The sequence below is a fragment of the Xylophilus ampelinus genome (assembly GCF_003217575.1).
Classification (GTDB): Bacteria; Pseudomonadota; Gammaproteobacteria; order Burkholderiales; family Burkholderiaceae_C; genus Xylophilus; species Xylophilus ampelinus.
The window spans coordinates 152,848-178,497 of the sequence record NZ_QJTC01000004.1; the positions used below are offsets into that span (position 1 = coordinate 152,848).

At 69.6% G+C, this 25,650-nt stretch carries 23 protein-coding genes; 9 read left to right on the forward strand and 14 right to left on the reverse strand.

The features are described from left to right. Positions 1-197: 197 nt before the first annotated feature. On the reverse strand, positions 198-815 hold the full coding sequence (locus DFQ15_RS04750; protein ID WP_110464865.1) for a glutathione S-transferase family protein: 618 nt from the start codon (positions 813-815) through the stop codon (positions 198-200). 121 nt (positions 816-936) lie between these two features. Between DFQ15_RS04750 and purB the strand changes: the two genes are divergently transcribed. Beyond that, on the forward strand, positions 937-2,331 hold the full coding sequence (gene purB, locus DFQ15_RS04755; protein ID WP_110464866.1) for an adenylosuccinate lyase: 1,395 nt from the start codon (positions 937-939) through the stop codon (positions 2,329-2,331). A 137-nt stretch (positions 2,332-2,468) separates the two neighbouring features. Next, on the forward strand, positions 2,469-3,029 hold the full coding sequence (locus tag DFQ15_RS04760) for a YaeQ family protein (RefSeq protein ID WP_055840746.1): 561 nt from the start codon (positions 2,469-2,471) through the stop codon (positions 3,027-3,029). Between the two features lie 13 nt (positions 3,030-3,042). Here the strand turns inward: DFQ15_RS04760 and DFQ15_RS04765 are convergent, their stop codons facing one another. Together DFQ15_RS04765 and DFQ15_RS04770 are read right to left on the reverse strand one after the other, a co-directional pair. Further along, positions 3,043-3,351 carry a putative signal transducing protein gene (locus DFQ15_RS04765; RefSeq protein WP_110464867.1) on the reverse strand — a complete coding sequence of 103 codons (309 nt, stop codon included), beginning with the start codon at positions 3,349-3,351 and terminating at the stop codon, positions 3,043-3,045. After that, a complete protein-coding gene (locus DFQ15_RS04770; RefSeq protein ID WP_110464868.1) occupies positions 3,348-3,812 on the reverse strand; it encodes a DUF3717 domain-containing protein in 465 nt (154 codons plus the stop codon). Before DFQ15_RS04770 ends, DFQ15_RS04765 begins: the two co-directional genes overlap by 4 nt. A gap of 501 nt (positions 3,813-4,313) precedes the next feature. Between DFQ15_RS04770 and DFQ15_RS04775 the strand changes: the two genes are divergently transcribed. The 3 genes from DFQ15_RS04775 (at position 4,314) to DFQ15_RS04785 (ending at position 6,208) form a co-directional block, all read left to right on the forward strand. Next, positions 4,314-5,057 (forward strand): TerC family protein, encoded by a 744-nt coding sequence (locus tag DFQ15_RS04775; RefSeq protein ID WP_110464869.1) that lies wholly within the window; start codon positions 4,314-4,316, stop codon positions 5,055-5,057. Positions 5,058-5,110: 53 nt separating this feature from the next. Further along, a complete protein-coding gene (locus DFQ15_RS04780) occupies positions 5,111-5,569 on the forward strand; it encodes a hypothetical protein (protein ID WP_110464870.1) in 459 nt (152 codons plus the stop codon). Positions 5,570-5,854: 285 nt separating this feature from the next. Beyond that, on the forward strand, positions 5,855-6,208 hold the full coding sequence (locus DFQ15_RS04785) for a phage holin family protein (protein WP_110464871.1): 354 nt from the start codon (positions 5,855-5,857) through the stop codon (positions 6,206-6,208). Here the strand turns inward: DFQ15_RS04785 and DFQ15_RS04790 are convergent. Beyond that, complete coding sequence (locus DFQ15_RS04790; RefSeq protein ID WP_110464872.1) at positions 6,176-7,816, reverse strand: M48 family metalloprotease; 1,641 nt, start codon at positions 7,814-7,816, stop codon at positions 6,176-6,178. The genes DFQ15_RS04785 and DFQ15_RS04790 overlap by 33 nt on opposite strands. Positions 7,817-7,968: 152 nt before the next feature. Here DFQ15_RS04790 and moaC point away from each other — a divergent pair, with 152 nt between their 5' ends. Beyond that, positions 7,969-8,451 (forward strand): cyclic pyranopterin monophosphate synthase MoaC, encoded by a 483-nt coding sequence (gene moaC / locus DFQ15_RS04795; RefSeq protein WP_110464873.1) that lies wholly within the window; start codon positions 7,969-7,971, stop codon positions 8,449-8,451. A gap of 178 nt (positions 8,452-8,629) precedes the next feature. Here moaC and ruvB read toward each other — a convergent pair whose 3' ends face one another. After that, positions 8,630-9,694: a Holliday junction branch migration DNA helicase RuvB gene (gene ruvB, locus DFQ15_RS04800; RefSeq protein ID WP_110464874.1), complete on the reverse strand. Its 1,065-nt coding sequence runs from the start codon at positions 9,692-9,694 to the stop codon at positions 8,630-8,632. 290 nt (positions 9,695-9,984) lie between these two features. Here ruvB and DFQ15_RS04805 point away from each other — a divergent pair, with 290 nt between their 5' ends. After that, complete coding sequence (locus tag DFQ15_RS04805; protein WP_110464875.1) at positions 9,985-10,278, forward strand: type II toxin-antitoxin system RelE/ParE family toxin; 294 nt, start codon at positions 9,985-9,987, stop codon at positions 10,276-10,278. Continuing rightward, a complete protein-coding gene (locus tag DFQ15_RS04810) occupies positions 10,275-10,565 on the forward strand; it encodes a helix-turn-helix domain-containing protein (RefSeq protein WP_110464876.1) in 291 nt (96 codons plus the stop codon). Before DFQ15_RS04805 ends, DFQ15_RS04810 begins: the two co-directional genes overlap by 4 nt. A 200-nt stretch (positions 10,566-10,765) precedes the next feature. On the opposite strand, the gene DFQ15_RS04815 is transcribed toward DFQ15_RS04810, so the two are convergent. From DFQ15_RS04815 to htpG, 3 genes are all read right to left on the reverse strand, one after another. Then, entirely contained in the window at positions 10,766-12,739 is a 1,974-nt protein-coding gene (locus tag DFQ15_RS04815) for a serine protease (protein WP_110464877.1), read from the reverse strand. A gap of 121 nt (positions 12,740-12,860) precedes the next feature. After that, the gene (gene ruvA / locus DFQ15_RS04820) at positions 12,861-13,433 is read right to left on the reverse strand and encodes a Holliday junction branch migration protein RuvA (RefSeq protein WP_110464878.1); all 573 of its coding nucleotides are present in this window, start codon (positions 13,431-13,433) and stop codon (positions 12,861-12,863) included. 357 nt (positions 13,434-13,790) lie between these two features. After that, complete coding sequence (gene htpG / locus DFQ15_RS04825) at positions 13,791-15,830, reverse strand: molecular chaperone HtpG (protein ID WP_110464879.1); 2,040 nt, start codon at positions 15,828-15,830, stop codon at positions 13,791-13,793. Positions 15,831-16,001: 171 nt separating this feature from the next. Here htpG and DFQ15_RS04830 point away from each other — a divergent pair, with 171 nt between their 5' ends. After that, complete coding sequence (locus tag DFQ15_RS04830) at positions 16,002-16,757, forward strand: substrate-binding domain-containing protein (protein WP_110464880.1); 756 nt, start codon at positions 16,002-16,004, stop codon at positions 16,755-16,757. Between the two features lie 105 nt (positions 16,758-16,862). On the opposite strand, the gene DFQ15_RS04835 is transcribed toward DFQ15_RS04830, so the two are convergent. The 6 genes from DFQ15_RS04835 to kdpB all read right to left on the reverse strand — a co-directional run bounded on the left by DFQ15_RS04835 (position 16,863) and on the right by kdpB (position 25,648). Next, entirely contained in the window at positions 16,863-18,110 is a 1,248-nt protein-coding gene (locus tag DFQ15_RS04835; RefSeq protein WP_110464881.1) for a polysaccharide lyase family 1 protein, read from the reverse strand. 67 nt (positions 18,111-18,177) lie between these two features. Then, positions 18,178-19,005: a pseudouridine synthase gene (locus tag DFQ15_RS04840; protein WP_110464882.1), complete on the reverse strand. Its 828-nt coding sequence runs from the start codon at positions 19,003-19,005 to the stop codon at positions 18,178-18,180. A 183-nt stretch (positions 19,006-19,188) separates the two neighbouring features. Then, positions 19,189-19,884: a two-component system response regulator KdpE gene (gene kdpE, locus DFQ15_RS04845; RefSeq protein ID WP_110464883.1), complete on the reverse strand. Its 696-nt coding sequence runs from the start codon at positions 19,882-19,884 to the stop codon at positions 19,189-19,191. A gap of 24 nt (positions 19,885-19,908) precedes the next feature. Further along, positions 19,909-22,794 carry a DUF4118 domain-containing protein gene (locus tag DFQ15_RS04850; RefSeq protein WP_110464884.1) on the reverse strand — a complete coding sequence of 962 codons (2,886 nt, stop codon included), beginning with the start codon at positions 22,792-22,794 and terminating at the stop codon, positions 19,909-19,911. Positions 22,795-22,894: 100 nt separating this feature from the next. Continuing rightward, positions 22,895-23,476, reverse strand: a complete 582-nt coding sequence (gene kdpC / locus DFQ15_RS04855) for a potassium-transporting ATPase subunit KdpC (protein ID WP_110464885.1) — start codon at positions 23,474-23,476, stop codon at positions 22,895-22,897. A 15-nt stretch (positions 23,477-23,491) separates the two neighbouring features. Beyond that, the gene (gene kdpB / locus DFQ15_RS04860; RefSeq protein WP_110464886.1) at positions 23,492-25,648 is read right to left on the reverse strand and encodes a potassium-transporting ATPase subunit KdpB; all 2,157 of its coding nucleotides are present in this window, start codon (positions 25,646-25,648) and stop codon (positions 23,492-23,494) included. Positions 25,649-25,650: the final 2 nt, after the last annotated feature.

Below are 25,650 nucleotides of genomic sequence, written 5' to 3' on the forward strand. Positions count from 1 at the left end.
AGCTATCGCACGGCCTTTTCAGATCGCCGACTACAGCCACTTTTCATTTAGAGCGGCTAACACAACCCAGCGAAGCGGTTCTGGCTAGGCGCCGCATCGCAGACAGTACGAGTAGTACGACAAGGTGCGGCAACGACGCCAGAAGGGTGTGTTAGCCGCTCTTAGAACGGGCGCCGCGACGCGCCCGCCAGGAGCGCTCAGGAAGGCCGCGTATCCGCGAAGCTCGGGCGCAGCGACAGCTTGTCGGCGAGCCGGGCCAGGTTGGCGTGGTCGGCGCGCCAGTCGATGTCGGGAAAGCGGAACTCCAGCCACAGCAAGGCGCAGCCGACGGCGATGTCGGACAGGCTCAGGTGGATGCCGCTGCAAAACGGCTTGTCGCCCAGGCCCTTGGCGATCGCCTTGATCGCGGCGTGGACCTTGGCCAGCTGAAGGTCGGTCCAGACCTGGCTACGCTCGCTCTCGGTACGGCCGGCGAAGCCGCCCTGCTCCAGGCGCGCCAGCAGCGCGGCGTCGAGGAGGCCGTCAGCCAGCGCTTCCCAGGTCTTGACCTCGGCGCGCTCGCGGCCCGAGGACGGAATCAACTTGCCGACCGGCGACAGGGTGTCGAGGTATTCCACGATGACGCGCGAGTCGAACACCGCCTCGGCGCCTTCCATCACCAGGCAGGGCACCTTGCCGAGCGGGTTCGATGCGGAGATGGCCGTGTCGGCGGCCCACACGTTCTCCAGCACGAACTGGTAGTCGAGCTTTTTCTCTGCCATGACGACGCGAACCTTGCGCACGTAGGGACTGGCGTTGGATCCGATCAATTTCATGGAAAAGAAAAATGGGGGAACGGCCGGAGGTCGACGGAGGGACGATTCTATCGGCACGCACCGTCGAGCATGCTGTCGCCGCGGCGCGGTGTGGCGCAGGCCCGCACCTACAATCCCGGCCATGAGCCCCTCACCCGCCGCCCATTTCGCCGTCACCGCCCTTTCGCCGCTCGATGGCCGCTATGCCGACCGGCTCGCCGCGTTGCGCCCGCTGATGAGCGAGCAGGGCTTCATGCACCGCCGGGTGCAGGTCGAGGTGGTCTGGTTCATCGCGCTGTCGGATGCCGGCTTCGCCGAATTCGAGCCGCTGACGCCCGGCGCCCGCGCCTACTTGCTGGGCCTGGCGAAGAACTTCTCCGCAGCCGACGCGCTGGCGATCAAGGAGATCGAGAAGACCACCAACCACGACGTGAAGGCGGTCGAGTACTGGATCAAGAGCAGGTTCGAAGCTAGGCCGGAGCTGCAGTCGGCCAGCGAATTCGTGCACTTCGCCTGCACCAGCGAAGACATCAACAACACCAGCCATGCGCTGCAGCTGAAGGCGGCGCGCGACCAGGTCATGCTGCCGGCGCTCGACGGTATCGTCGCCAGGCTGCGCGATATGGCCCACGCCTATGCCGACGTGCCGTTGCTCTCCCGCACCCACGGCCAGACCGCCAGCCCGACGACCGTCGGCAAGGAGATCGCCAACGTGGTGGTGCGGTTGGCCGCGGCACGCGAGAAGATCGCGGGCGTCAAGCTGCTCGCCAAGATGAACGGCGCCGTCGGCAACTACAACGCGCACCTCTCGGCCTGGCCCGACTTCGACTGGGAGGCCTTCGCCCGCGAGGTCGTCGAGACGCCCGAGCCGCTGGGCCTGGGCGTGACCTTCCAGCCCTACAGCATCCAGATCGAGCCGCACGACTACATGGCCGAGCTGTTCGACGCGCTGGCCCGCACCAACACCATTCTGGTCGACTGGTCGCGCGACGTCTGGGGCTACGTGAGCCTGGGCTACTTCAAGCAGCGGCTCAAAGAGGGCGAGATCGGCTCGTCGACCATGCCGCACAAGGTCAACCCGATCGACTTCGAGAACGCCGAGGGCAACCTGGGCCTGGCCAACGCGCTGCTGCGCCACCTGAGCGAGAAGCTGCCGATCAGCCGCTGGCAGCGCGACCTGACCGACAGCACGGTGCTGCGCAACATGGGCGTCGCCCTGGGCTACACCCTGCTGGCCTACCACTCGCTGGGCGTGGGCCTGGGCAAGCTCGAGCTCAACCGCGAAGCCACCGACGCCGACCTGGACGCCTCGTGGGAAGTGCTGGCCGAGCCGATCCAGACCGTCATGCGCCGCTACGGCGTGCAGGGCGCCTACGAGAAGCTGAAGGCGGTCACTCGCGGCAAGACGGTGCGCGCGGAGGACCTGCACGCGCTGATCCGCTCGCTGGAGATTCCCGAGGACGAAAAGACCCGCCTGCTGGCGATGACGCCGGCCAGCTACATCGGCAAGGCGGCAGAGCTCGCCCGAAGGGCTTGAGCACACCCCCAGGCTTCGCACGCCGCTGCCGCGGTGTGTCGTTCGCCCACCCCCTTGCAGGGGGCGATGCGAGGCGACCGGCAAAGCCGGATCGTCCGCATCCCGCTGAAATACGCCCCCTCTTTCAGGACGATGCCATGGCACTCAAATCGACCATCTTCAAGGCGAGCATCGCCATTGCGGACATCGACCACAACTACTACGCCGACCATGCGCTGACCCTGGCGCGCCATCCGAGCGAGACCGACGAGCGGATGATGATCCGGCTGGCCGCGCTGGCACTCAACGCGCACCAGCTGCAGACCACCTGCGGCGGCGACGGCACCCTGGCCTTCGGCGCCGGACTGTCGAACCCCGAGGACCCCGACGTCAGCCTGCGCGACTTCACCGGCCGCACCCGGCTGTGGATCGAGGTGGGCCAGCCCGAGGACAAGCCGCTCTCGAAGGCCTGCAGCAAGGCCGACGCGGTATTGCTCTACTGCTTCAACCATGCGGCCGAGGTCTGGTGGAAGGGCATCGAGAACAAGCTCACCCGGCTCGACAAGCTGCAGGTCTGGCGCGTGCCCACCGACCAATCGCAGGAACTCGCCGCCCTGGCCCAGCGCAGCATGCACCTGCAGGCGACGGTGCAGGACGGCGTGCTGGCGCTGGGCGACGAGAAGACCACGGTGACGGTGGAGTGCGTCCGCTGGAAGTAGCGGCGCAGGCGGCCTAGCCGCGCGGCATCGGTGCGCCGCAGTTCCAGCATTCCTCGAAGCCGCCTTCGATCGCCTCGCCGCACCGCGGGCAGGTCCAGCGCCGCTGCGGAAGCGCCTGCAGCTGGTCGAGCAGGGTGCGCGCGGCGGCGGCGTGCTCGTCGTGGCGGACCCAGATCTCGGGCAGACAGTCGCCCGGCGCGAGTTCGCCGGCGGCGCTGCCCAGAAACAGCCGCTGGATCGACGCGGGATAGCCCGCCTCGCACAGCAGGTCGGCCCAGACGGTGGCGATCGCCGCATTCGGAGCCTGGGCGATGCGGATCATCGCGGACCGAACATCGGCACCGGCCGGGCGTCGCCGTCTTCCCGTTCCTCGCTGCGGCCCTCGGCGGCGCGCTCGGCATAGCGGTTGAAGCGCCAGGCGCTGCCGTCGAGGGTGATGCGGCGCCAGGTGGCGCGCTTCTCGACCGGCTCCATGCCGGGCCAGTGCTGCACCTCGAAGAAGGTGCGGCCGCAGCCCTTGCACATCTCGTCGCCCTGGCTGGTGGAGCAGATCGCGATGCAGGGCGTGTCGGGCGTCGTCTCGTACCAGGCATGCCAGGCCTCCCACGCGGCGGGCGGAAAGCCCTGCTGCGCCACCTCGTCGTGGTGGAAGTACACCATCAGCGCATAGACCTCGGCCAGCGCCCGCACCTCGGCCGCCAGGGTCACCCCGTCGGGCGAGGGCTTCTTCATCCGCCAGTAGTTGATGGCGGACTCGATGTCGGTGATGTGGAGGGCGGCCATGCGGCGTGATGGATGCGGCGACTGGCCGCAACGGGAGCGCGATGATAGCGACCCGCCGCCGCCCGCCGCTCGTCCGAAAAGTGGCTGCTATAAATTAGATAGCTACAAGTCGGCACCGAACGCCGGCCACGGCATCTTTCGGCTTGAAAACCGAGGGAAACTCCCTGCAACAAACAGCCGCAAGCGGCTTGCCGGCCCGCGCGCGCCAATGCTCTAATACCCGCACGAAGGGGAGTAGCTCCCGCTTCTTGCCGCACAGGGAGGCCCCCCAGGGGGCTGTGGCGGGAGGTATCGGCAAGTCGTCAATACGAAGTACAACACTTCCGGCTTGCTGGGCATCAAAATCTGCATTACAGCGTGCCGAGCAAGACCTTCGATTAGAACCTCTAGCGGGTTTGGTCGAAGTGTGCATGCCTCCACGCCGTCGCGCGCCGGGGTCGTTCTCTTCTTCCATGCCTGCTCCAGGTTGTCGATCGAAACGATATCTCGGAGCTTGTTTTCATGGAAATGTTTTCCACACCCTGGTGGTCGGCGCTGCTGGCGATCGTCCTCATCGACCTCGTCCTGGCAGGCGACAACGCGATCGTGATCGCGCTGGCGGCGCGCCGCCTTCCCACCCATCTACAGAAGAAGGCCATCGTCTGGGGCACCGTCGGCGCGATCGTCGTGCGCTCGGTCATGACGGTCGGCGTGGTCTGGCTGCTCAAGATCCCGGGCCTGATGCTGGTCGGTGGCCTGGGCCTGCTCTACATCGCCTACAAGCTGCTGGCCGACCAGGGCCACGACGACGGCGAAGAGCACGCCACCGGCGCCACCACCTTCTGGGGCGCGATGAAGACCATCGTGATCGCCGATGCGCTGATGGGTATCGACAACGTGCTGGGCGTAGCCGGTGCCGCGCACGGCGCGTTCGACCTGGTCGTGATCGGCCTGTTGATCAGCATTCCGATCGTGGTGTTCGGCAGTACGCTGGTGCTGAAGCTGGTCGAGAAATTCCCGATCATCATCCAGTTGGGCGCTGCCGTGTTGGCCTTCACCGCCGCCAAGATGATCGTCAACGAGAAATTGCTCGACGGCATCTTCAAGGGCGGCGAGCCGATTCACCAGGCGGCCTACTGGGCGGTCTGCGTACTGGCCATCGTCGGCGTGTTGCTGGCGGGCTGGCTGACCACCCGCCGCCGCGTGCCCGGCTCCGAGCGTATCGACCAGGCCAAGACCGCGGCTGCGGTCAATCCGATCGACTGATGCGTACGACCGAGATCCGTTTGCCCCCGTTCCACCACCCCGAAGGAGCTTTCATGGACAAGATCATTGTGTACGTCGACGATGCGTCCTACGCGCAGCAGCAGCTAGCGACCTTGCGCGGCAGCGCCCGCAGCACGGCCCAGCCGGTGCAGTGGGTGGTGGTGGCCTGCGCGCCCCGCATGACCCACCGCATCAGCAAGTGGGTCAGCCACAGCGCCCGCGAGAGCTGGCGCGCCAAGTGGGCCGACAAGCTGTTCGGCGAAGCCCTGCCCTGGCTGCAGGCGCACGGCGACACCGTCGTGCCGGTGCTGGCCAAGGGCCCGCTGCCCGAGCTGACCGAGCGGCTGCTGTCGGAGCACCCCGGCGCCCGCGTGCTGGACGCCCGCCGGCCGAAGTTCGGCCAGGACCTGCAGCCGCTCAGCGGCGACCAGCCGGCGGCCAAGGAAAGCCGCTGGGTGGTGCCGGGCGCCGTGATGGGCATGGGCGCCATGCTCGTGCTGGCGGCTGAATAAGAGCGGCTAACACAACCCTTCTGGCGTCGTTGCCGCACCTTGTCGTACTACTCGTACTGTCTGCGATGCGGCGCCTAGCCAGAACCGCTTCGCTGGGTTGTGTTAGCCGCTCTAAGGCACACCCCCAGGCTTCGCACTGCGTGTCTTCGCCTACCCCCTTGCAGGGGGCGATGCCGGCGGACCGGCGGAGCCGGATCCGCGGCATCCCGGGTAGTGGATAAGCGGCGTTGTGAATGGTCGGACACCGGGAGCGGCTCCAGCCGCTGCCCGGTGTATTCTTTTGGGATGAAGCTGATCCTCAAATGGCTGCTGAGCGCGGCCGCCCTGCTTTGCGTGGCCTACGTGTACGACGGCGTCGAAGTGCGCGATTTCACCGCCGCGCTGGTGGCGGCCTTCGTCATCGGGCTGTTCAACGTCGTGCTGCGGCCGATCCTGGTGGTGCTGACGCTGCCGGTGACCGTCATCACGCTCGGGCTCTTTCTCTTCGTCATCAACGCGCTGATGTTCTGGGCGGCCTCGGGCGTGCTCACCGGCTTCCACGTCACCGGCTTCGGGGCGGCGCTGGTCGGTTCGCTGCTCTACTCGGTGCTGGGCATCGTGATCGAGTCAGCGCTCGGCGGCCTCTTCTCGAAGGCGTAGTTCGGCCTCGCGCAGGCGGGTGTCGCTGATCGACGCCTCCACGTAGTCGGCACCCGGGCCGCCGGCCCGCATCAGCTCCTGGCCGGCCCGATAGCGGTCGACCGCGCCCTGCCAGTCCACATGGGCGATCTGCGCCTCGGCCTCGGCCCGCAGGGCGCGCAGCGGCTGGCCGTCGGCGCGGTAGGCGGCCGCCAGCAGCTGCCAGGCGGTCGCGTCGCGCGGGTTGCGGGCCACCCAGGTCTGCAGCCGGTCGGACACGTCGCGGGCGCCGCTGCCGTGCTGGCCGGCCTGGGCGTAGTAGACGACCTCGGGCCGGCCGGCCGGTGCCGCCTTGTCGGCAGGTACGGCCAGATACGCAGCCGCCGCCGCGCCACGGTTCCCAGTCAGTTCGATCTCGGCGCCCAGCAGCCGCACCAGCCGGGCCGGCCGCGCGTCGCCGGCCACCAGCGGCACCAGGCGGGCCGCGAGCGTGCGGGCATGGTCCAGGTCGCGTTGCTGCACGCTGGCCAGAGCACCGGCGTAGAGCGCCACCACCTGCCGCACCGGCGGCTGGGCCTTGAAGCCTCCCTGGTCGGGCTCGCCCGCCCAGGCGCGCAGGGCATCGACGCCCGGCCGCGACACCACCCGGGCGCGGGCGACGACCATCGCGTGCGCCAGACCGCCCGGCACGGTCGCCGCGGTGACGTTGACCGGCGGCAGCACGCCGGCGGTGGCCTGCGCGCGGGAGTTACCGCCGTTGTCGGCGGCGGGCGAGCGGCCGGCCGTATCCGGCGCCAGCCCCGCCATCGGCAGGCGGGAGCGCATGTCGGCGATCCGCTCGGTGGTCAGCGGATGGCTGCGCAAATACGGAAACGAGCCGTTGTCGTTGATCCGCGAGGCTTGCTGCAGCTTCTCGAACATGCCGGCGAAGCCATGGCCGTCGAAACCCGCGCCGGTCATCACGCCGTAGCCCACCCGGTCGGCCTCGCGCTCCATCGCCCGGGAGAAGTTGAGCTGGCCCTGGGCATGGACCGCGCTGCCGCCGACGATCAGCGCATTGGCCGCCTCCGGGCTGCGGCCGGCGGCCAGGGCACCCATCACCATCGCGGCCAGCATCAGCGGGGTGCTGCGGCTCTGCTGGGTCATCAGGCGGGAGATGTGCCGCTGCGTCACATGGCTCAGCTCGTGCGCCAGCACCGAGGCCAGCTCGTCGCGCGACGCGGTGATCGCGATCAGCCCGGCATGCACGCCCAGGTAGCCGCCCGGCAGCGCGAAGGCGTTGACCGTACGGTCGCGGCCCAGCAGCACCTCCCAGGCGAAGCGCTCCTGCAGCTCGTCGCTCATCTCGCCACGGGCACGCGCCGCCGCCATCAGGGATTGCCAGATCGCCTGGATGTACTCCACCAGCACCGGGTCGTCGACGAAGTCCGGGTCGCGGTAGAGCGAGCGGGCGATGCGGTCGCCAAGCCGGCGCTCGGCGGCGGCGCTCATCTCGCTGCCGTCGCCCAGCGTCGGCAGTTGCGCATGCACGCCGGCGGGCAGCGCCAGCGGCACCGCCACCGCAGCGATCAGCAGAGCGCGCAGCGGCCGGCGCGGCGCCCACAGCCAGGACGGGAAGGCGAAAGGCATCTCCGTATGATGCGCGAGGACGGAGAGCGTTCGGCATTTTTCGCGTGGCCGGCGAGACGATCGCAGCCATCCGTGCCCGTGCGCCCCGCGCCGAGGCCGCCAGCCCCCTCCCCCTTCATCCCCTTCTGCCCACCGCTGTCCCGGAGAGCGCCATGAGTACCCTGACCCATTTCGACGACGCCGGCCAGGCCCACATGGTGGACGTGGGCGCCAAGGAAGCGACGCACCGCGTCGCCGTCGCCACCGGCCTGATCCGGATGCGCGGCGAGACCCTGGCCCTGGTCGAGGCCGGCACCGCCAAGAAGGGCGACGTGCTGGGCGTCGCCCGCATCGCCGCGATCCAGGCCGCCAAGCGCACCAGCGACCTGATCCCGCTCTGCCATCCGCTGGCGCTGACCCGGGTGAAGGTCGAATTCGCGACAGAGCGCAGCGGCGGCACCGGCCAGGTGGCCTGCACCGTGACGGTCGAGACCGTCGGCCCCACCGGCGTGGAGATGGAAGCGCTGACCGCGGTACAGGTCGGTCTGCTGACCATCTACGACATGTGCAAGGCGGCCGACCGCGGCATGGTGATGACCGACGTGCGGGTGCTGGAGAAGCACGGCGGCGCGTCCGGGAGCTACATCGGCCGGTAGCTTTGGCACTCCCCCAGGCGACGCACTTCGTGTCTTCGCCTCCCTCGCCGGGAGGGACTCTGGCTCTCCCCCAGGCTGCGCACGTAGTGTCTTCGCCTCCCCCCTCGGCGGGGGCAACCCCGGCAGTCCGGCAGAGCCGGTCCTACGGGGTTCCTGGTGTGGTGCCGGACTGCGCGCGTCAGGCGCCGAAGAGGTCGTTGCCGCTGGCGGGCGGGGCCACGCCCAGGTGGCGGAAGGCGGCCACGGTGGCGATGCGGCCGCGCGGGGTGCGCTGCAGGTAGCCCTGCTGGATCAGGTAGGGCTCGATCACGTCCTCGATCGTGCCGGCGTCCTCGCCGATGCTGGCGGCGATGTTCTCCAGCCCCACCGGGCCGCCGTCGAAGCGGTGGATCACCGCCTCCAGCAGCTTGCGGTCCATCACGTCGAAGCCCTGCGGATCGACGTCGAGCATCGCCAGCGCCCGGTCGGCGATGTCGCGGGTGATGCGGCCGTCGCTCTTGACGTCTGCATAGTCTCGCACCCGGCGCAGCAGCCGGTTGGCGATGCGGGGCGTGCCGCGGCTGCGGCGGGCGATCTCGTAGCCGCCGTCGGCATCCATCGGCGCGTTCAGCAGGCCGGCGCTGCGGGTCACGATGCGGGCCAATTCCTCGGCGGTGTAGAACTCCAGCCGCGCCACGATGCCGAAACGGTCGCGCAGCGGGTTGGTCAGCATGCCGGCGCGGGTGGTGGCGCCCACCAGGGTGAACGGCTGCAGGTCGAGCTTGATGCTGCGCGCGGCCGGGCCCTCGCCGATCATGATGTCGATCTGGTAGTCCTCCAGCGCCGGGTAGAGGATTTCCTCGACCACCGGGGAGAGGCGGTGGATCTCGTCGATGAAGAGCACGTCGTTCTTCTCGAGGTTGGTCAGCAGCGCCGCCAGGTCCTTGGGTTTTTCCAGCACCGGCCCGCTGGTCTGGCGCAGGTTGACGCCCAGCTCGGCCGCGACGATGTGGCTCAGCGTCGTCTTGCCGAGGCCCGGAGGGCCGAAGAGCAGAACATGGTCGAGCGCCTCGCCGCGCTTCCTGGCCGCGCCGATGAAGATCTCCAGCTGCTCCCGCGCCTTGGTCTGGCCGATGTAGTCGTCGAGCAGCTTGGGCCGCAACGCCCGCTCGATCGCCTCTTCCTGGGGCGACGTGGGCGCCGCGGACACGACACGCCGTGCAGGGGCCGGAGCGGGCGCGAAATCGTCGGTGTGGATGGTCATGGAGCGCGGTCGGGCATCGGGCGTAGGACACGCCTGCGATTGTGCCAAGTCGGTCGCGGGTCGGTGCCTACATCGGGACCGATTCGGCAAATGCCTCGGGGCGCGCGCGGCGGCACTCCTGGCGGGGTGCTCTGTTCGCGACCCTGGCCCGACTCCCGGAAATGCCCCGGTCGGTGGGCTACCGCCCGCCCCTGACCGGCCACCGCACAACCATCCTGAAACCAATATAATTAACAAATGGAGCAACAAGAGCGAAGCCGGTCAAGTGGGAGGGGTCTTCTCAGGAAGATCTGCGAGGCTTCCCACGGACCGCAAGAAGCCGTGCAGGCTACCAGCTTGACCAAGTGCAGCACGGCGAAGAACCTGACGATTGGAAGCCGATGAAGACGGTCGGACCGGGCGTCTACGAAATCCGTGTCAAGGACGATGCGAGCAACAACTACCGAGTGATCTACATCGCGAAGTACGAAGAGGCCGTCTACGTGCTGCACTGCTTTCACAAGACGACACCGCAGACGGCGCAGACCGACATCGATCTTGCAAAGAGCCGATTGCGAGACCTCAACAAGAAGAGAGCAAAATGACCACAGCCACAAGCGTTTGGGACGCCGTTGAAGACACCCCCGAAGAGGCGGAAAACATGAAGGTCCGCAGCGAGTTGATGCGCGCGATCCGCCAGCACATCAAGGGCAAGGGGTGGACGCAGGCGGAGGCCGCGCAGCAATTCGGGGTCACCCAGCCGCGCATCTCCGATCTGAGCCGCGGGAAGATCGACACGTTCAGCCTGGACGCGCTCGTGAATATGGCCGCATCTGCGGGCCTGCATGTCGAAGTACGTGCGCAGAGCACGCGTAGACCGCATACCTCCTGAAAGGCGCCTCCGGGCGCCTTTTCCTTTTACGCTACCCGCCCCCGGCGGGGCCCATGCGGAACCGAACACTTCGAACGGGTGCGGGTTTGCTATTGAATCGATAGCTGCTCTCCGGCAGCCTGTGCCGGCTACAAACCCAAAAAGCGGTCCGAAGACCGATTGGGACAACAGGGCCACCATGTCACCCCGGTGCATGCCGCCTACTGCGCCGTCCAGGCGTAGTAACCGATGCCTTCGAAGCGGTAGTTCGGATCGGTCCGCAACACGTTGTCTCGCTCGCCCGCACTGATCGTATAGAAGTGGGTGTTGTAGGCGGCGTTGTAGAAGCGGTACATGGCGGTGGCGCCATTGCCTTCCGCCGACTGCGCATACCAGCTCACGCCCTCCAGCCGATAGCTGGGCAGGGTGGCGAGCACGTTGTCGCGCTCGGCAGCGCTGATCGTGTAGAAGTGCTTGCCGGTCTCGGTGTTGTAGAAGCGGTAGACCGGAGATGCGCCGGCAGCCGGTGCACCATAGGCGTAGAAGCCGATGCCTTCGTAGTTGAACGACGGATACATCGCGATCACCCCGTCGCGCTCGACCGGATCCGTCGTGAAGAAATGCGCCGCGGTCGCCGTGTTGTAGAACCTGTAGACCGGCGACCGGCTCGTCGACGACGGCGCGGTCGCCGGCCGCAGCCACTGGCTCAGCGCGGCATTGAACGCCGTGTCGAACCGGCCGTAGATGCCCATCCGGGTCGAGGTGTCGGTGCAGCTGCCGGCACCGGCGAAGAGCTGCCCCACCAGCATGCGGCCGCCGCCCAGCGTGGCGAAGATGCCCGATCCGCTGCTGCCGCCTTCGATCAGGCCGGTGGTCCACCGCACCCCCAGGAACCGGGCGCTGCCGACGTCGCTCTGGCTGCACGACACGCCGACGTCGCCGGTTCTCACGCAGTTGAAATAGGCTGACAGCGCGCCCTGGGCGTACTTCTGCAGGTCGCCGGCCGGGTGGTGGATGCCGATCAGGTCGGCTCCTATCGCCGGCTGGCCGACCGACCAGCCGGCGAACTCGGCGCCCGCGGGCGCCGCGTTGTTGAGCCGCATGAACGCGGTGTCGGCAGTGTCGCTGGCATAGAGCAGCGTGGCACCGCCGCGCAGCACGGCCACGCCGCTGGCCGGCGTGCCGCTGTTGCAGCTGGACGACTTGTAGAAGAACGCCGTGACCAGAGTGGAGGCAACGGTCTGCGAAGAAATGCAGTGGTTGGCGCTCAGGAAGTACGGCGTGCCGTCGTTGTTGGTGTTGTTGAGTAGCGTGCCGGTGCAGGCATAGCTGTTGGCGCCCTGCACGAAGGACATCCGCGCCGTGGCGTTGCGCTGGGTGGTGTTGCCGTCGGTGCAGTTCACGTCGATCTCGCAGCTGCCCGAGGCCAGCGTCCTGAGCGCTTCCGGATCGGCCGTGGCCGAGACCTTCAGGTGTGAGATCTGCGGCACCGACACGTCGACCGCGCTGCCGGGCACGCCGGCGGGCAGCACGATCTCGACCGTCGCCTCGTCGCCGTCAACCGGCGGCAGCCAGTAGGTGCGGTCGGCGTCCGACGTGCCGCCGGCCATGCGGTTGAGCGAGAGCACGTCCAGCACTTCGCGGCCGGAAACCTGGTAGGCGGTGTCCTGGCTCTGCGCATAGACCCGCAGCGTGGCGCCGGCGGGCAGCTTGCGCACCAGCAGGCCGATGCGCACCGCGGCGGCGCCGGGCGACTGAAAACTGGTGGCGGCCGCCAGCGTGGTGGCGGTGGCCGGCGACCAGACCAGGTGGCTGGCCATACCGGCCGCAGTGGCGGTCTGCAGCACCGAACGGCCGCTGCCGATCTGCAGCGGCGCATCGGGGCCGCCGCTCGCCGTGGTACCGGGCTGCACCGTGCTCCGCGTGGCGAGCATCGGCGCCAGGGCGACACGGGCCGGCGCGGGCCGCGCGCCGCGGGTCGGCTCGGGGCGTTCCTGCTGCTGGAGCGTGGCCGGCGACGGCGCGTAGGCGTCGAGCTGGGTGACGGCCGGTGCCGCCGCGGCCTCGGTGCTCGGAACAGACCGGGTGCTGGCCGAGAGGGCCACGTTGTCCGACGACGCGCCGCCGCCGCAGCCGGCCACGAGCAGTGCGGCTGCGACGGCGCTCAGGGCGCGGATCCATGGATTGCGGTTCAAGCTCGTCCCCTCAAGTCGAAAATTCAGAAGCGGGACCGAATCGTAAACAAATGCAAAACCCAGCGGCGCTTCCAGGTAATGGAGTACCGCCGCAACGGCCGCGGAATTACGACCTGAAAGCCTACTTGCCCAGGGCCCGCAGCGCCAGCTTGATGCCCTCGCTCACACCCACGTCGGCCGGCAACGCCTTGAGCGCGGCACCGGCCTCCTTGTCGCTGTAGCCCAATGCGATCAGCGCCTGCAGGATATCCGCCTGGGCGTCGCTGGCGGTGCCGGTGCGCACGCCGATGTCGGCGCCCAGCCTGCCCTTCAGCTCCAGCAGCAGGCGCTCGGCCGTCTTCTTGCCGATACCCGGCACCTTGACCAGCCGGCCGGTCTCCTGCAGCGAGACGGCCTGGGCCAGCTCGCCGACGTTCATGCCCGAGAGCACCGCCAGCGCCATCCGCGGGCCGATACCCGAGATCCTGACCAGCAGCCGGAAGGCGTCGCGCTCCTGCGCGGTGAGGAAGCCGTAGAGCAGCTGCGCATCCTCGCGCACGATGAAATGGGTCAGCAGCACGACCCGCTCGCCGGTGGCGGGCAGGTTGTAGAAGGTGCTCATCGGCACATCGACCTCGTAGCCGACGCCCTGCACGTCCAGCAGCACCTGGGGCGGGTTCTTCTCGGCCAGCAGGCCGTGGAGTCGGCCGATCATCGGCGGGCTCCCGGGCGGCGGGCGGTGGGCAGCAGAGATGGGCAGCGGGGGGAGGATGCGGGCGACATGGGAGGATGGTAGCGACGGCACCGCACCGGCCCATGAAAGACACCGCCGACCGGCAAAAAAAAGACTCCCGCAGGACCAGCCCCGAAGGAATGCTATTAAATAAATAGCTAGTAGTCGGCGGTCCGCGCCGACTACAGCCACTTTTCATTTAGAGCGGCTAACACAACCCTTCTGGCGTCGTTGCCGCACCTTGTCGTACTACTCGTACTGTCTGCGATGCGGCGCCTAGCCAGAACCGCTTCGCTGGGTTGTGTTAGCCGCTCTTAGAAAAGCAGGAAATCCAGTCTTTCAGACCAGCAGGGCATTCACCCGGCGCACATAGGCGGCCGGGTCGGCCGGCAGGCCGCCTTCGGCCAGCAGCGCCTGGTCGAACAGGATGTTGGCCAGATCGTCGAAATGCGCGCTGCCGTCGAGCTTCTTGACCAGCGGATGCTCGGGGTTCACCTCCAGCACCGGCTTGGTGTCGGGCGCGTTCTGGCCGGCCTGCTTCAGCATGCGGGCCAGCTGGCCGCTCATGCCGTGCTCGTCGGCCACCAGGCAGGCGGGCGAATCGACCAGGCGGGTGGTGGAGCGCACGTCGGCCGCCTTGTTCTTCAGCGCCTCCTTCAGCCTGGCCAGCAGCGGCTTGACGCTCTCGGCGACCTCTTCGGCCGCCTTCTTCTCGTCCTCGTCCTGCAGCTTGCCCAAATCGACCGCGCCCTTGGCGACCGATTGCAGCGGCGTGCCGTCGAACTCGGTCAGGTAGGTCAGCGCCCATTCGTCGACCCGCTCGGCCATCAGCAGCACTTCGATGCCCTTCTTCTTGAAGACCTCGAGGTGCGGGCTGTTCTTGGCGGCGGCCAGGCTGTCGGCGGTGATGTAGTAGATCGCGTCCTGGCCTTCCTTCATCCGGCTCTTGTAGTCGGCGAACGAGACGCTGGCGGTCTCGGTGGTGGTCGAGGCGAAGCGCAGCAGCTTGGCGATCCGGTCGCGGTTGGCGAAGTCCTCGCCCAGGCCTTCCTTGAGCACCGAGCCGAACTCGGCATAGAACTTGGCGTACTTGCCGCTCTCGTCTGCGAACTCCGCCGCCGCCTCGGCCGCCGGAGTAGCGGTGTTCTTGTCGACCACGTCGGTCACCTCGGTCGGCTCGGGGGCCGGCACGGCCTCGCCCGATCCGATGTCGATCCTGCCTTCGCCGCTGTCGGGTGCGGTCTTCTGCTTCCTGGCCAGGTCTTCGAGCATCGACAGCACGCGCTTGGTGCTGCCGTCGCGGATCGCGCGCACGTCGCGGCTTTCCTGCAGCAGCTCGCGGCTCACGTTGAGCGGCAGGTCGGCCGAATCGACCACGCCCTTGACGAAGCGCAGGTAGTTCGGCAGCAGCGCCTCGGCGTCGTCCATGATGAAGACGCGCTTGACGTAGAGCTTGACGCCCGCCTTCTTGTCGCGGTTCCACAGGTCGTACGGCGCGGTGGCCGGAATATAGAGCAGCTGGGTGTACTCGGTGCCGCCCTCGACCCGGTTGTGGCTCCAGGCGAGCGGCGCCTCCTGGTCGTGGCTGATCTGCTTGTAGAACTCGGCGTACTGCTCGGCGGTGACGTCCTTCTTCGGCCGGGTCCAGAGGGCGCTGGCCTTGTTGACGGTTTCCCATTCGCCGGTCTTGACCATGTCGCCGGGCTGGTCGTTCTCGCCTTCCTTCCACTCCTCCTTCTCCATGAGGATCGGCAGGCTGATGTGGTCGGAATACTTGGCGATGATCTGCTTGAGCTTCCAGGCGTTGAGGTATTCCTCGGCGTCGTCGCGCAGGTGCAGGGTGACGGCGGTGCCGCGCCGGGCGCGCTCGATCCGCTCCACCTCGAACTCGCCGGCGCCGCCGCTGACCCAGCGCACGCCCTCCGCCGCGGGCACGCCGGCACGGCGCGATTCGACGGTGATTCTGTCGGCCACGATGAAGCCCGAGTAGAAGCCCACGCCGAACTGGCCGATCAGCTGGCCCTGCTCCGACGCGTTGGCCTTCTGGTCGGACGACAGCTTGCTCATGAAATCCTTGGTGCCGCTCTTGGCGATCGTGCCCAGGTTCTCGATGGCGTCCTGCTCGGTCAGGCCGATACCGTTGTCGGCGATGGTGAGCGTCTTGGCGGTCTTGTCGAACGACACCCGCACTTCGAGCGTGGGCTGGTCTTCGTAGAGGGCCGGCGTGTCGAGCGCCTCGAAGCGCAGCTTGTCGCAGGCGTCCGATGCGTTGGAGACCAGCTCGCGCACGAAGATCTCCTTGTTCGAGTAGAGCGAATGGGTGACGAGGTGCAGCAGCTGGGCGACTTCGGCCTGGAAGGATAGTTTTTGCTTGGTCATGGCAGGAAGTGGATCAGGAGGACGAACGACAGAAAAAAAGTATCGTGGCGGCACGGGCGCACGGCCCGCGACCTCGCCAGATGGAGCCGCATTCTGACCGCTTCAAGGGGGCGGCATGCGGTGGCTACACTTTCGCGATCCGCCACCCCGTGGCCCACCGAAAGCCCGCCGATGCGCCTCGCCCCCGCCCTCACCCTGGTCGCCGCCCTGATCGCCGGCACCGCCCATGCCGACACGGTGAAGGTGCTGACCGCCGGCGCCTTCAAGCAGGTGGTCGTGGCCCTGGTTCCCGCCTTCGAGACCCGCACCGGCCACAAGGTCGAGGTGCTGAACGACACCGCCGGCGCCCTGGCCAAGCGGGTCGAGGCCGGCGAGGCGTTCGACGTGCTGATCCTCACGCCGGCCGGCCTGCAGCCGCTGGTCGCCAAGGGCACGGTGGCGCCCGGGCTGCAGCGGCTGGCGCAGGTGGGCATCGGCGTGGCGGTGAAGGCCGGTGCGCCGGTGCCCGACGTGTCGACCGTGCCGCTGTTGCGCCAGGCGCTGCTGGCGGCGCACAAGGTGGCGTATATCGACCCGGCCTCGGGCGGCTCCAGCGGCATCTACCTGAACGGCCTGTTCCGCCGGATGGGCCTGGCCGAGCCGATGCGCGGCAAGGCGGTGCTGGTGCCCGGCGGTCTGGTCGCCGAGCGGCTGGTGACCGGCGAGGCCGACCTGGCGGTGCACCAGATCAGCGAGATCCTGCCGGTGGCCGGCGTCACCTTGGCCGGGCCGCTGCCGGCCGAGGTGCAGAACACCACCACCTACATCGGCGCGGTGGCGGCGCGCCCGGCCCATCCCGAGGCGGCCCGGGCCTTCCTGGCGGCACTGGCCGCGCCCGAGGCGGCCGAGGTGCTGCGTGCCAAGGGCATGGAACCGCCGGCCCGCTGACGGCAAAGCCGCGGCGACAGCGGCGGTCCAGGATCAGCGGCGGCGGTTGCGTGGGGGGCCGTACCCGACGCCCCATTGCGACCGCGACCGGGCTCAGTACACCGCCTAGCGGCGGGCAGCGCCGGAAGAAGCGACCACGCCGACGCCGGCACCCTTGCGCACGGACAGGATGGTGTCGGCCAACGACCGGGGTTGCACCAGCTGTCCGCGCAGCGCAGCGAAAGCGCCGAGCGCCTGCTCGTCCAGGGGCTGGTAGGCCGCACCGCTGGCCGTCTGATCGTTGGGTACGCAATCCCGTCCGATGGTCCGGCGGCACAGCCCGGCGTGCGGATCGGAATGCCCGACAAACGGCGCATACGCATAGCCGGCCCCCGGAGCGGAGGGATAACGGTAGACGGGCAACGACACATGGTCGAAGTAGTTTCCCTCCATCAGAACGGTGGCCGTGCCCGTCAGAGGCATTGCCGCGCCCTCGCGGCTGACGTTCTCGAAATAGTTGTTGACCAGGTGCGCGGCCACGGTGGAATTGTGCAGACCGCCGACATGCGGCCCGCGGCCCGACGTGTCGTGAATGTAGTTGCGGGCCAGGGTGATCGTGTCGTTCGCGCCCAGGAACAGCAATACCCAATAGTGGTGGTTGTCGCAGGTTGCCGAATCCGTGGTGCGTCCGTCGAACTCGTTGTTGGACAGGGTGATGTGCCGGGCACTGCCGTAGCCTGTCACCACCATCTGGCGCCCGATCCGGGCGAACAGATTGTGGTCCACCCAGACCCCGTCGGCGTCGGTCAGGGTCAGGGCGTCGCCGCCCCACACGACGTTCGGATTGATGTCGGTGATCCGGAGGTTCTGGATGATGACGTTGCGGCTCCCGTCGCCGACGCGCAGCCCTCTGCCCTTGATGCCTGCGTTAGGCCCCCAACCGACGATCGACTTGTTCGAGCCGATCTGCAACGGGCGGCGCCCCGCGTTGTCATACACCACAGGGGTGGCCGTGCGGCCCTGGCAAAAATGGGCGACATCCAGCGCCAGCTGGCTGCGGTAAGGCGAATTTTCCTTGCACGCAGTGGCGATGCACCCTGTCTCCGTGGTGGTGGCCGCTCCGTTGATGCGGATCGAGCCGGTGAAATCGAACAGGTGGTCCAGCACCACCACGCGCGCCCGATCGTCGGTGCAACGGGTGCCTTGAAAGCTTTGGCACAAGGCGTTTTCCAAGTCGGCCAGCGATGCGGGTCTGACCACTTCTCCGGCGCCACCGCCGGTAGTGCCCGAGGCAAAGCCATCGGGTCGACCGATGGCCTGCGCCCAGAGCACGCCGGGCATCAGAAACAGAATCCCGAAGAAGATTTTCAGCATGGAATGCTCACGTCACGAAGTGCCTCGGCAATCGCCATCCGGCCGCGTGCGGGCCGACGATGGCGGCTCAGAACCGCTCCCCGGCGCCGAGGTAGCGCCACTGGCCCACCGGCAGGTGGCCCAGCACCACATGGCCGATGCGGATCCGCTTCAGGCCCACCACCTTCAGCCCGACCTGCTCGCACATGCGGCGGATCTGGCGCTTCTTGCCCTCGGTCAGCACGAAGCGCAACTGCTCGGTGTTCTGCCACTCGACCTGCGCGGGCCTGAGCGCATGGCCGTCCAGGCTCAGGCCGTGGCGCAGCAGCGCCAGCTTCTCGCGCGGAAACGCGGCCTGCGAGTTCTCCGCCACCGGGCCGTAGGCGACACGCACCAGGTATTCCTTCTCGACGCCCGAGTCCTCGCCGATCAGCTGGCGCGCCACCCGGCCGTCCTGCGTCAGCACCAGCAGCCCGACCGAGTCGATGTCGAGCCGCCCGGCCGGCGCCAGGCCGCGCAGCTGCGGCGGAGAAAAGCGGTTCCTGCTCGGGTCTTCGCGCCAGTGGGTGCGCGGGTTGACCAGCACCACGGCGGGCTCGTGACCGTCCTCGGCCTGGCCGCTGACGAAGCCCATCGGCTTGTGCAGCAGGATCGTGACCTGCCGCTCCTGGTGCTGCGAGGCCTGGCGGTCGACCTCGACCCTGTCGGCCGCCGTGACCTTGACGCCCATCTCGGCCACTTGCCCGTTGACCTTGATCCAGCCCTGCTCGATCCAGAGATCGGCCTCGCGCCGCGAGCACAGCCCGAGGGCCGCCATGCGCTTGTTGAGCCGCTCCGATCCGTCGGGCGAAGCGGCGGCTGCGGCAGGCGGCGCGGCGCGGGTGAAACGGGGGCGGTCTGGCGGTGGAAGCGGCATGGCGGAGCAGTCGGTCGGCGCAGCGCGAGCCGGCATGCCATCGCGCTCATACGCTATTATTTATATAGCATCATGCCGTTACGGAACAACGGCTGGCGGGCATTTTCTCCTAAATTCGCGGGCGGCGGCAATCGGGGGCACGTTCGGTGACAACTGTGGCGATGCCGCTCCGCTGCGTGCCCCTCATTCGACCACCAGCCGGTACCCCGCGCCGGTTTCGGTCAGCAGGTGCCGGGGCTGCGCGGGGTCGGCCTCCAGCTTCACGCGCAGATGGCCCATGTAGATGCGCAGGTAATGGCTCTGGTCGGCATGCGACGGCCCCCACACCTCGCGCAGCAGCTGCCGGTGGGTCAGCACCCTCCCCGGCTGGGCCACCAGCTGCAGCAGCAGCCGGTACTCGATCGGCGTCAGGTGCACCTCGGCGCCGGCGCGGCGCACGATGCGGGCCTGCCGATCCACCTCGACCGGGCCGAAGCGGAACAGCTGGGCTTCGTCGGCCCCGCCGCCGGTGGCGCGCGGCCGGCGCAGGTTGGCGCGCACCCGGGCCAGCAGCTCGCCGGTGCCGAAGGGCTTGGTGAGGTAGTCGTCGGCGCCGGCATCCAGCGCGGCGATCTTGTCGGCCTCGTCCACCCGGGCCGAGAGCACGATGATCGGCACGGCCGACCAGCCGCGCACGTCGCGGATCAGGTCGAGCCCGTCGCCGTCGGGCAGGCCCAGGTCGAGCACCAGCAGGTCGGGCTTGCGGGTGCCGGCGTCGGCCAGGCCGCGGCGTGCGGTGTCGGCCTCGAACACCTGCCAGCCCTCGCCCTCCAGCGCGGCGCGGACGAAGCGGCGGATCTGCGGTTCGTCCTCGATGACGACGGCGGTGGGTGCGGGCATGGCGGGGCGGTTTCGGTGTCGGTGTCAGGGGGGCGCGTCCGGCGCGGCGGGCGCCGGCGCGTGGGGATCGGCAGTGTCGCCGGCATCGGCCGGCTCGGCCACCGGGGGCGGTGGCCGGCGCGGCAGGGTCACGGTGAATTCCGCGCCGCCGCCGGGCGCATCGGCCGCGGCGATCCGGCCGCGGTGCGCCTCGACGATGGCGCGGGCGATCGCCAGGCCCAGGCCGATGCCGGGCGTGGCCGATTCGGGCGTCCCCCGGGTGAACTTGTCGAACAGCGTCGCCTCGCGGCCGCGCATCGCGGCGGGCAGGCCGGGCCCGTGGTCGCGCACCGACAGCCGCAGCGCATCGGCGGTGGCCTCGGCCGACAGCACGATCGGCGGCGCGCCGTAGCGGGCGGCGTTCTCCAGCAGGTTGACCAGCACCCGCTCGAGCAGCACCGCGTCGAACTCGGCCAGCGGCAGGTCGGGCGGAAACCGCGTCTGCACCGGCTGCCCGGCCAGCGCGGCCGCGGCGGCGCGGATCGCGGTGCCGGCGATCTCCTCCACCGACTGCCATTCGCTGCGCAGGTGCACCCCGCCGCTCTGCAGCCGCGCCATGTCGAGCAGGTTGTGCACCAGCGCGTGCAGCGCCCGGGCCTGCCGGGCGACCGCATCGGCCATGTCGGCATGCGCCGGCGAGAGCGGCGGCGGCGAGGCGCGCAGCGTCTCGGCCAGGCCGATCAACGCGGTGAGCGGGGTGCGCACGTCGTGCGACAGGGCCGCCAGAAGCGCGTTGCGCAGCCGCTCGGATTCCATCTCGACGACCGCCTGCTGCGCCACCTCGACATAGTGCACCCGCTCCAGCGCGATCGCGATCTGGCGGGCCAGGGTCTGCAGCTGCTGCGCCTGCTCGGGGATCAGCAGCCAGCGCGGATGCGTCGGCCGCACCGCCAGCACGCCGCGCACCCGCATCGGCGCCTGCAGCGGCGCGTAGTGCCAGGCGTGCGCGGCCAGGGTGGCGGTGGCCAGGCCCGCGCTCTGGCCGTTGCGCAGGGTCCAGTCGGCCACGCTCGCATCCAGCCCGGCGGGCGCATCGGCCGGCAGCACCAGCCGGTCGTCGGCGTCGGGCAGCAGCACGCAGGCGTCGCCACCCCATGTCTGGCGCAGCGCGGCCACGCCGAGGGCGGCGACCTGCTCGGTCTGCAGCGCACCCGAGAGATCGCGGGTGAGGGCGAAGAGCGCGTGGGCCCGGGCCTCGCGCGCGGCGGCGACCCGGGCCTGGTAGCGCAGGCCGGCGGTCAGCTGGCCGGCGGTGAGGCCCACCGCCAGCATCACGCCGAAGGTCAGCACGTACTGCATGTCGCCGACCGAGAACGAGAAGCGCGGTTTGACGAAGAAGAAATCGAACAGCAGCACGTTGAGCAGCGCCGCGAACGCCGCCGGCCCGCGGCCGAAGCGCATCGCGATGCCCAGCACGCCCAGCAAATACAGCATGACAATGTTGGCGACTTCCAGCGCGCCCGACAGCGGCAGCGCGCCCAGAGTCACCGCCGCGCCGCCGGCCGTCGCCCAGGCGTAGCCCTGCCAGGTGGCCGGGAACACGTCGCGCGCCGCGACGGCGGAGCGCGCGTCGTCGACCACGACCGCGTCGCCGCCGGGCTCGGCATCGGCCCGCGCGCCGAGCTGCGGCGCGCGCAGGCTGCGGCTGCTGGTGGCGGGCGCGGCCTCCAGCAGATCCAGCGCCGGCGCCTGCTCGGCGATGCGCTGCCGCAGGCCGCCGACGCGGCCCAGCGTGCCGTCGGCGACGGCCGGCGGCAGCCAGCGCCAGAGCTGCGCCGTCCAGCGGCCGGCGCGGGCGCCCGGGCGGCCCAGCACCAGCATCGCGCAGTTGCGCTGGCGGGCCAGGCCCGCCAGCGCCTCGGCCGCGTCGGTGGCGGCCAGCACCGCGGTCTCGGCGCCCAAACCCTGGGCCAGCTGCAGCACCGCCAGCACCCGGTCGCGCGCGGCGGCGGGCAGGCGGGCCAGGCGCGGCGTCTCGACATAGGCCGCGTGCCAGTTCACGTTGAGCTGGCCGGCCAGGCGCGCGGCGGTGCGCACCGTGTGCTCGGCGCCCTCGCGGTGGCCGACGCAGGCGAGGATCGCGCCCGAGGTGTTCCACGCGTCCTGCGCCGCGCCCGTGCCCGCCGCCGCGCCCCGTCCGGTGCCGGACTCGACCCGGTAGCTGCGCACGTCGTCCTCCACATGCTCGGCGGTGCGGCGCAGCGCCAGCTCGCGCAGCGCGATCAGGTTGCCCTTGCGGAAGAAGTGGTGGGCCGCGCGCTCGGCCTGCTGCGGCAGGTAGACCTTGCCGGCGGCCAGGCGGGCCAGCAGCTCGTCGGGGGTGACGTCGATCAGCACCACCTCGTCGGCGGCATCGAGCACCGTGTCGGGCACCGTCTCGTGGACCCGCACGCCGGTGATGGCGCCCACCGTGCCGTTGAGGCTCTCCAGGTGCTGCACGTTGAGCGCGGTCCAGACCTCGATGCCGGCGGCCACCAGCTCCTGCACGTCCTGCCAGCGCTTGGCGTGGCGGGCGCCGGGCACGTTGGCATGGGCCAGCTCGTCGAGCAGCAGCACCGCCGGGCGGTGCGCCAGCGCGGCGTCCAGGTCGAACTCGGCCAGCGCGCGGCCGCGCCACGCCAGCATGCGGCGCGGCAGCACCGGCAGGCCGGCCAGCACCGCTTCGGTCTCGGCGCGGCCGTGGGTCTCGACCAGGCCGACCAGCACGTCCCGCCCCTCACGCCGCGCCTGCTGCGCCGCACCCAGCATCGCGAAGGTCTTGCCCACGCCGGCGTTGGCGCCCAGGTAGACCCGCAGCCGGCCGCGGCGGGCCTGCGCCTCGTCGCCCCGGATCTGGGCGATCAGCGCGTCGGGATCGGGGCGTGGGGGCATCGGGCGGTGTGGGTGGCCGGGGGGTGCCGCAGGCTACCACCGGCAGGGGTTTTCAAGCAAAAAGGGGCTGCAGCCGGCGCAGGGCGCCGGCTATCAGCTATCATTTTCGTAGCGACTGGTCGAGCGCCAGGTTGAGCGCCAGCACGTTGACCCGCGGCTCGCCGAAGAAGCCCCCGAAGCCCGCGGCCTGGGTGTGCGCATCGACCAGCGCCTGCACCTTCTCGGCCGGCAGCTTCCGCGCGGCCGCCACCCGGGCCACCTGGTAGCGGGCGCCCTCCGGGCTGATGTGCGGGTCGAGCCCGCTGGCCGAGGTGGTGACCAGGTCGGCCGGCACCGGCGCGGTGTTGCCCGGATCGGCGGCACGCAGTGCCGCGATGCGGCCCTTCACCGCCTCGACCAGCGCCGAGTTGGTCGGCCCCTGGTTGGCGCCGCCCGAAGCGGATGCGTTGTACGGCATCGGCGTGGTGGCAGACGGCCGGCCCCAGAAGTGGCCCGGGTCCGAGAACGGCTGGCCGATCAGCGACGAGCCGACGGCCTTGCCGTCCTGCACGACGAGGCTGCCCGCCGCCTGGTCGGGGAACACCGCCTTCGAGATGCCGGTGACGGCCAGCGGATAAGCGATGCCGGTGAGGGCCGACAGCACGACGAACAGGGTGAGCGCGGGGCGCAGGATGGTTTTCATGGGAAGGTCTCCGGATCAGGTCAGGTGCAGCGCCACCAGCAGCAGGTCGATCGCCTTGATGCCGACGAAGGGCACCAGCAGGCCGCCCAGTCCGTAGATGGCCAGGTTGCGGCGCAGCAGCGCGGCGGCGCCGATGGCGCGGTACTTCACGCCCTTCAAAGCCAGCGGGATCAGGAACACGATCACCAGCGCGTTGAAGATCACCGCCGACAGGATGGCCGAGCTGGGGCTTTCCAGCCGCATCACGTTGAGCGCCGAGAGCTGCGGATAGGTGGTGACGAAGATCGCCGGCAGGATGGCGAAGTACTTGGCCACGTCGTTGGCGATCGAGAAGGTGGTGAGCGAGCCGCGGGTCATCAGCAGCGCCTTGCCGGTCTCCACCACCTCCAGCAGCTTGGTCGGGTTGCTGTCGAGGTCGACCATGTTGCCGGCCTCCTTCGCGGCCTGGGTGCCTGTGTTCATCGCCACCGCCACGTCGGCCTGGGCGAGCGCTGGCGCGTCGTTGGTGCCGTCGCCGGTCATCGCCACCAGCCGGCCTTCGGCCTGGTAGCGGCGGATCAGCGCCAGCTTGTCCTCGGGCGTGGCCTCGGCCAGGAAGTCGTCCACCCCGGCCTCGGCCGCGATGGCCGAGGCGGTGAGCTTGTTGTCGCCGGTGATCATCACCGTCTTGATGCCCATGCGGCGCAGCTCGGCGAAGCGCTCGCGGATGCCGGCCTTGACGATGTCCTTGAGCTCCACCACGCCGACCACCCGGACGTCCGCAGGACGGCCATCGCCGTGGACTTCGCCGTCGGCCACCACCAGCGGCGTGCTGCCGCGGCGGGCGATGTCTTCGGCCGCGCGTTGCACCGCTGCAGGCACGGTGGCGCCCAAGGATTCGACGTGCTTCCTCACCGCGTCCATCGCGCCCTTGCGCAGCAGCCGGGAGCCGCCGCCCTCGCCCTGCAGGTCGGCGCCGCTCATCCGGGTCTGGGCGGTGAAGGGCACGAAGACGGCACCTTCTGCGGCCGGCTCCTCGATGCCCATGCGGCGGGCCAGCGCCACGATGCTGCGGCCCTCGGGCGTCTCGTCGGCCATCGAGGCCAGCAGCGCGGCGCGGGCCACCGCCGCTTCGGTGAGGCCGGGCGCGGCCACGAAGGCAGAGGCCTGGCGGTTGCCGTGGGTGACGGTTCCGGTCTTGTCGAGCAGCAGCACGTCGACGTCGCCCGCCGCCTCCACCGCGCGGCCCGAGGTGGCGATCACGTTGGCCTGCATCATCCGGCTCATGCCGGCCACGCCGATGGCCGACAGCAGCCCGCCGATGGTGGTCGGGATCAGGCAGACCAGCAGCGCGATCAGCGCGGTGATCGTCACCACCTGGCCCGCCTGGCCGGCCTGCACGCTGAAGATCGAATACGGCAGCAGCGCGGCGGTCACCACCAGGAACACGATGGTCAGCGCCACCAGCAGGATGTTGAGCGCGATCTCGTTGGGCGTCTTCTGGCGCCTGGCGCCCTCGACCATGCCGATCATCCGGTCGATGAAACCCTCGCCCGGGTTGGCGACGATGCGCACCACCAGCCAGTCGGACAGCACCCGGGTGCCGCCGGTGACGGCCGAGAAATCGCCGCCCGCCTCGCGGATCACCGGGGCCGATTCGCCGGTGATCGCCGATTCGTCGACCGAGGCCACGCCCTCGGCCACCTCGCCGTCGAGCGGCACCATGTCGCCCGCCTCGACCAGCACCCGGTCGCCCTTGCGCAAGTTCTCGGCCCGCTCGGGCAGCCAGGGACGACCGTACAAAGGGGCATCGTGGACGGCGCCGGGCCGCGCAGCGGCGTGCGAAGCCGAGGGGTCGTAGCGTTTCGCCCATGCCGCCTTCTGCAGACCGCGCAGCGACGCGGCCTGCGCCTGGGCACGGCCCTCGGCCATCGCCTCGGCGAAGTTGGCGAACAGCACGGTGAACCAGAGCCACACCGCCACCGCGGCCACGAAGCCCACGCCGGCCTCGCCGTGGCCGCGCGCGGCCTCCACCGCCAGCAGCGTGGTCAGGATGCTGCCCACGTAGACCACGAACATCACCGGGTTGCGCCACTGCACCCGCGGGTCGAGCTTGGCCAGCGCCTGCAGCAGCGCGGGCCGCAGCAGCGCCGGGTCGAACAGGGAAAAAGATTCTTTTTTCTGCGTACTCATGT

Excerpts from the sequence above, each read along its gene's own strand:
- DFQ15_RS04840 (WP_110464882.1), bottom strand. The coding sequence starts at position 19,005 with ATGCCGCTTCCACCGCCAGACCGCCCCCGTTTCACCCGCGCCGCGCCG.
- DFQ15_RS04775 (WP_110464869.1), top strand. The coding sequence starts at position 4,314 with ATGGAAATGTTTTCCACACCCTGGTGGTCGGCGCTGCTGGCGATCGTC.
- ruvB (WP_110464874.1), bottom strand. The coding sequence starts at position 9,694 with ATGACCATCCACACCGACGATTTCGCGCCCGCTCCGGCCCCTGCACGG.
- DFQ15_RS04850 (WP_110464884.1), bottom strand. The coding sequence starts at position 22,794 with ATGCCCCCACGCCCCGATCCCGACGCGCTGATCGCCCAGATCCGGGGC.
- DFQ15_RS04790 (WP_110464872.1), bottom strand. The coding sequence starts at position 7,816 with ATGCCTTTCGCCTTCCCGTCCTGGCTGTGGGCGCCGCGCCGGCCGCTG.
- DFQ15_RS04770 (WP_110464868.1), bottom strand. The coding sequence starts at position 3,812 with ATGGCCGCCCTCCACATCACCGACATCGAGTCCGCCATCAACTACTGG.
- kdpE (WP_110464883.1), bottom strand. The coding sequence starts at position 19,884 with ATGCCCGCACCCACCGCCGTCGTCATCGAGGACGAACCGCAGATCCGC.
- DFQ15_RS04765 (WP_110464867.1), bottom strand. The coding sequence starts at position 3,351 with ATGATCCGCATCGCCCAGGCTCCGAATGCGGCGATCGCCACCGTCTGG.
- DFQ15_RS04760 (WP_055840746.1), top strand. The coding sequence starts at position 2,469 with ATGGCACTCAAATCGACCATCTTCAAGGCGAGCATCGCCATTGCGGAC.
- kdpB (WP_110464886.1), bottom strand. The coding sequence starts at position 25,648 with ATGAGTACGCAGAAAAAAGAATCTTTTTCCCTGTTCGACCCGGCGCTG.
- DFQ15_RS04750 (WP_110464865.1), bottom strand. The coding sequence starts at position 815 with ATGAAATTGATCGGATCCAACGCCAGTCCCTACGTGCGCAAGGTTCGC.
- purB (WP_110464866.1), top strand. The coding sequence starts at position 937 with ATGAGCCCCTCACCCGCCGCCCATTTCGCCGTCACCGCCCTTTCGCCG.
- DFQ15_RS04835 (WP_110464881.1), bottom strand. The coding sequence starts at position 18,110 with ATGCTGAAAATCTTCTTCGGGATTCTGTTTCTGATGCCCGGCGTGCTC.
- ruvA (WP_110464878.1), bottom strand. The coding sequence starts at position 13,433 with ATGATCGGCCGACTCCACGGCCTGCTGGCCGAGAAGAACCCGCCCCAG.
- kdpC (WP_110464885.1), bottom strand. The coding sequence starts at position 23,476 with ATGAAAACCATCCTGCGCCCCGCGCTCACCCTGTTCGTCGTGCTGTCG.
- htpG (WP_110464879.1), bottom strand. The coding sequence starts at position 15,830 with ATGACCAAGCAAAAACTATCCTTCCAGGCCGAAGTCGCCCAGCTGCTG.
- DFQ15_RS04810 (WP_110464876.1), top strand. The coding sequence starts at position 10,275 with ATGACCACAGCCACAAGCGTTTGGGACGCCGTTGAAGACACCCCCGAA.
- DFQ15_RS04830 (WP_110464880.1), top strand. The coding sequence starts at position 16,002 with ATGCGCCTCGCCCCCGCCCTCACCCTGGTCGCCGCCCTGATCGCCGGC.
- DFQ15_RS04780 (WP_110464870.1), top strand. The coding sequence starts at position 5,111 with ATGGACAAGATCATTGTGTACGTCGACGATGCGTCCTACGCGCAGCAG.
- DFQ15_RS04785 (WP_110464871.1), top strand. The coding sequence starts at position 5,855 with ATGAAGCTGATCCTCAAATGGCTGCTGAGCGCGGCCGCCCTGCTTTGC.
- moaC (WP_110464873.1), top strand. The coding sequence starts at position 7,969 with ATGAGTACCCTGACCCATTTCGACGACGCCGGCCAGGCCCACATGGTG.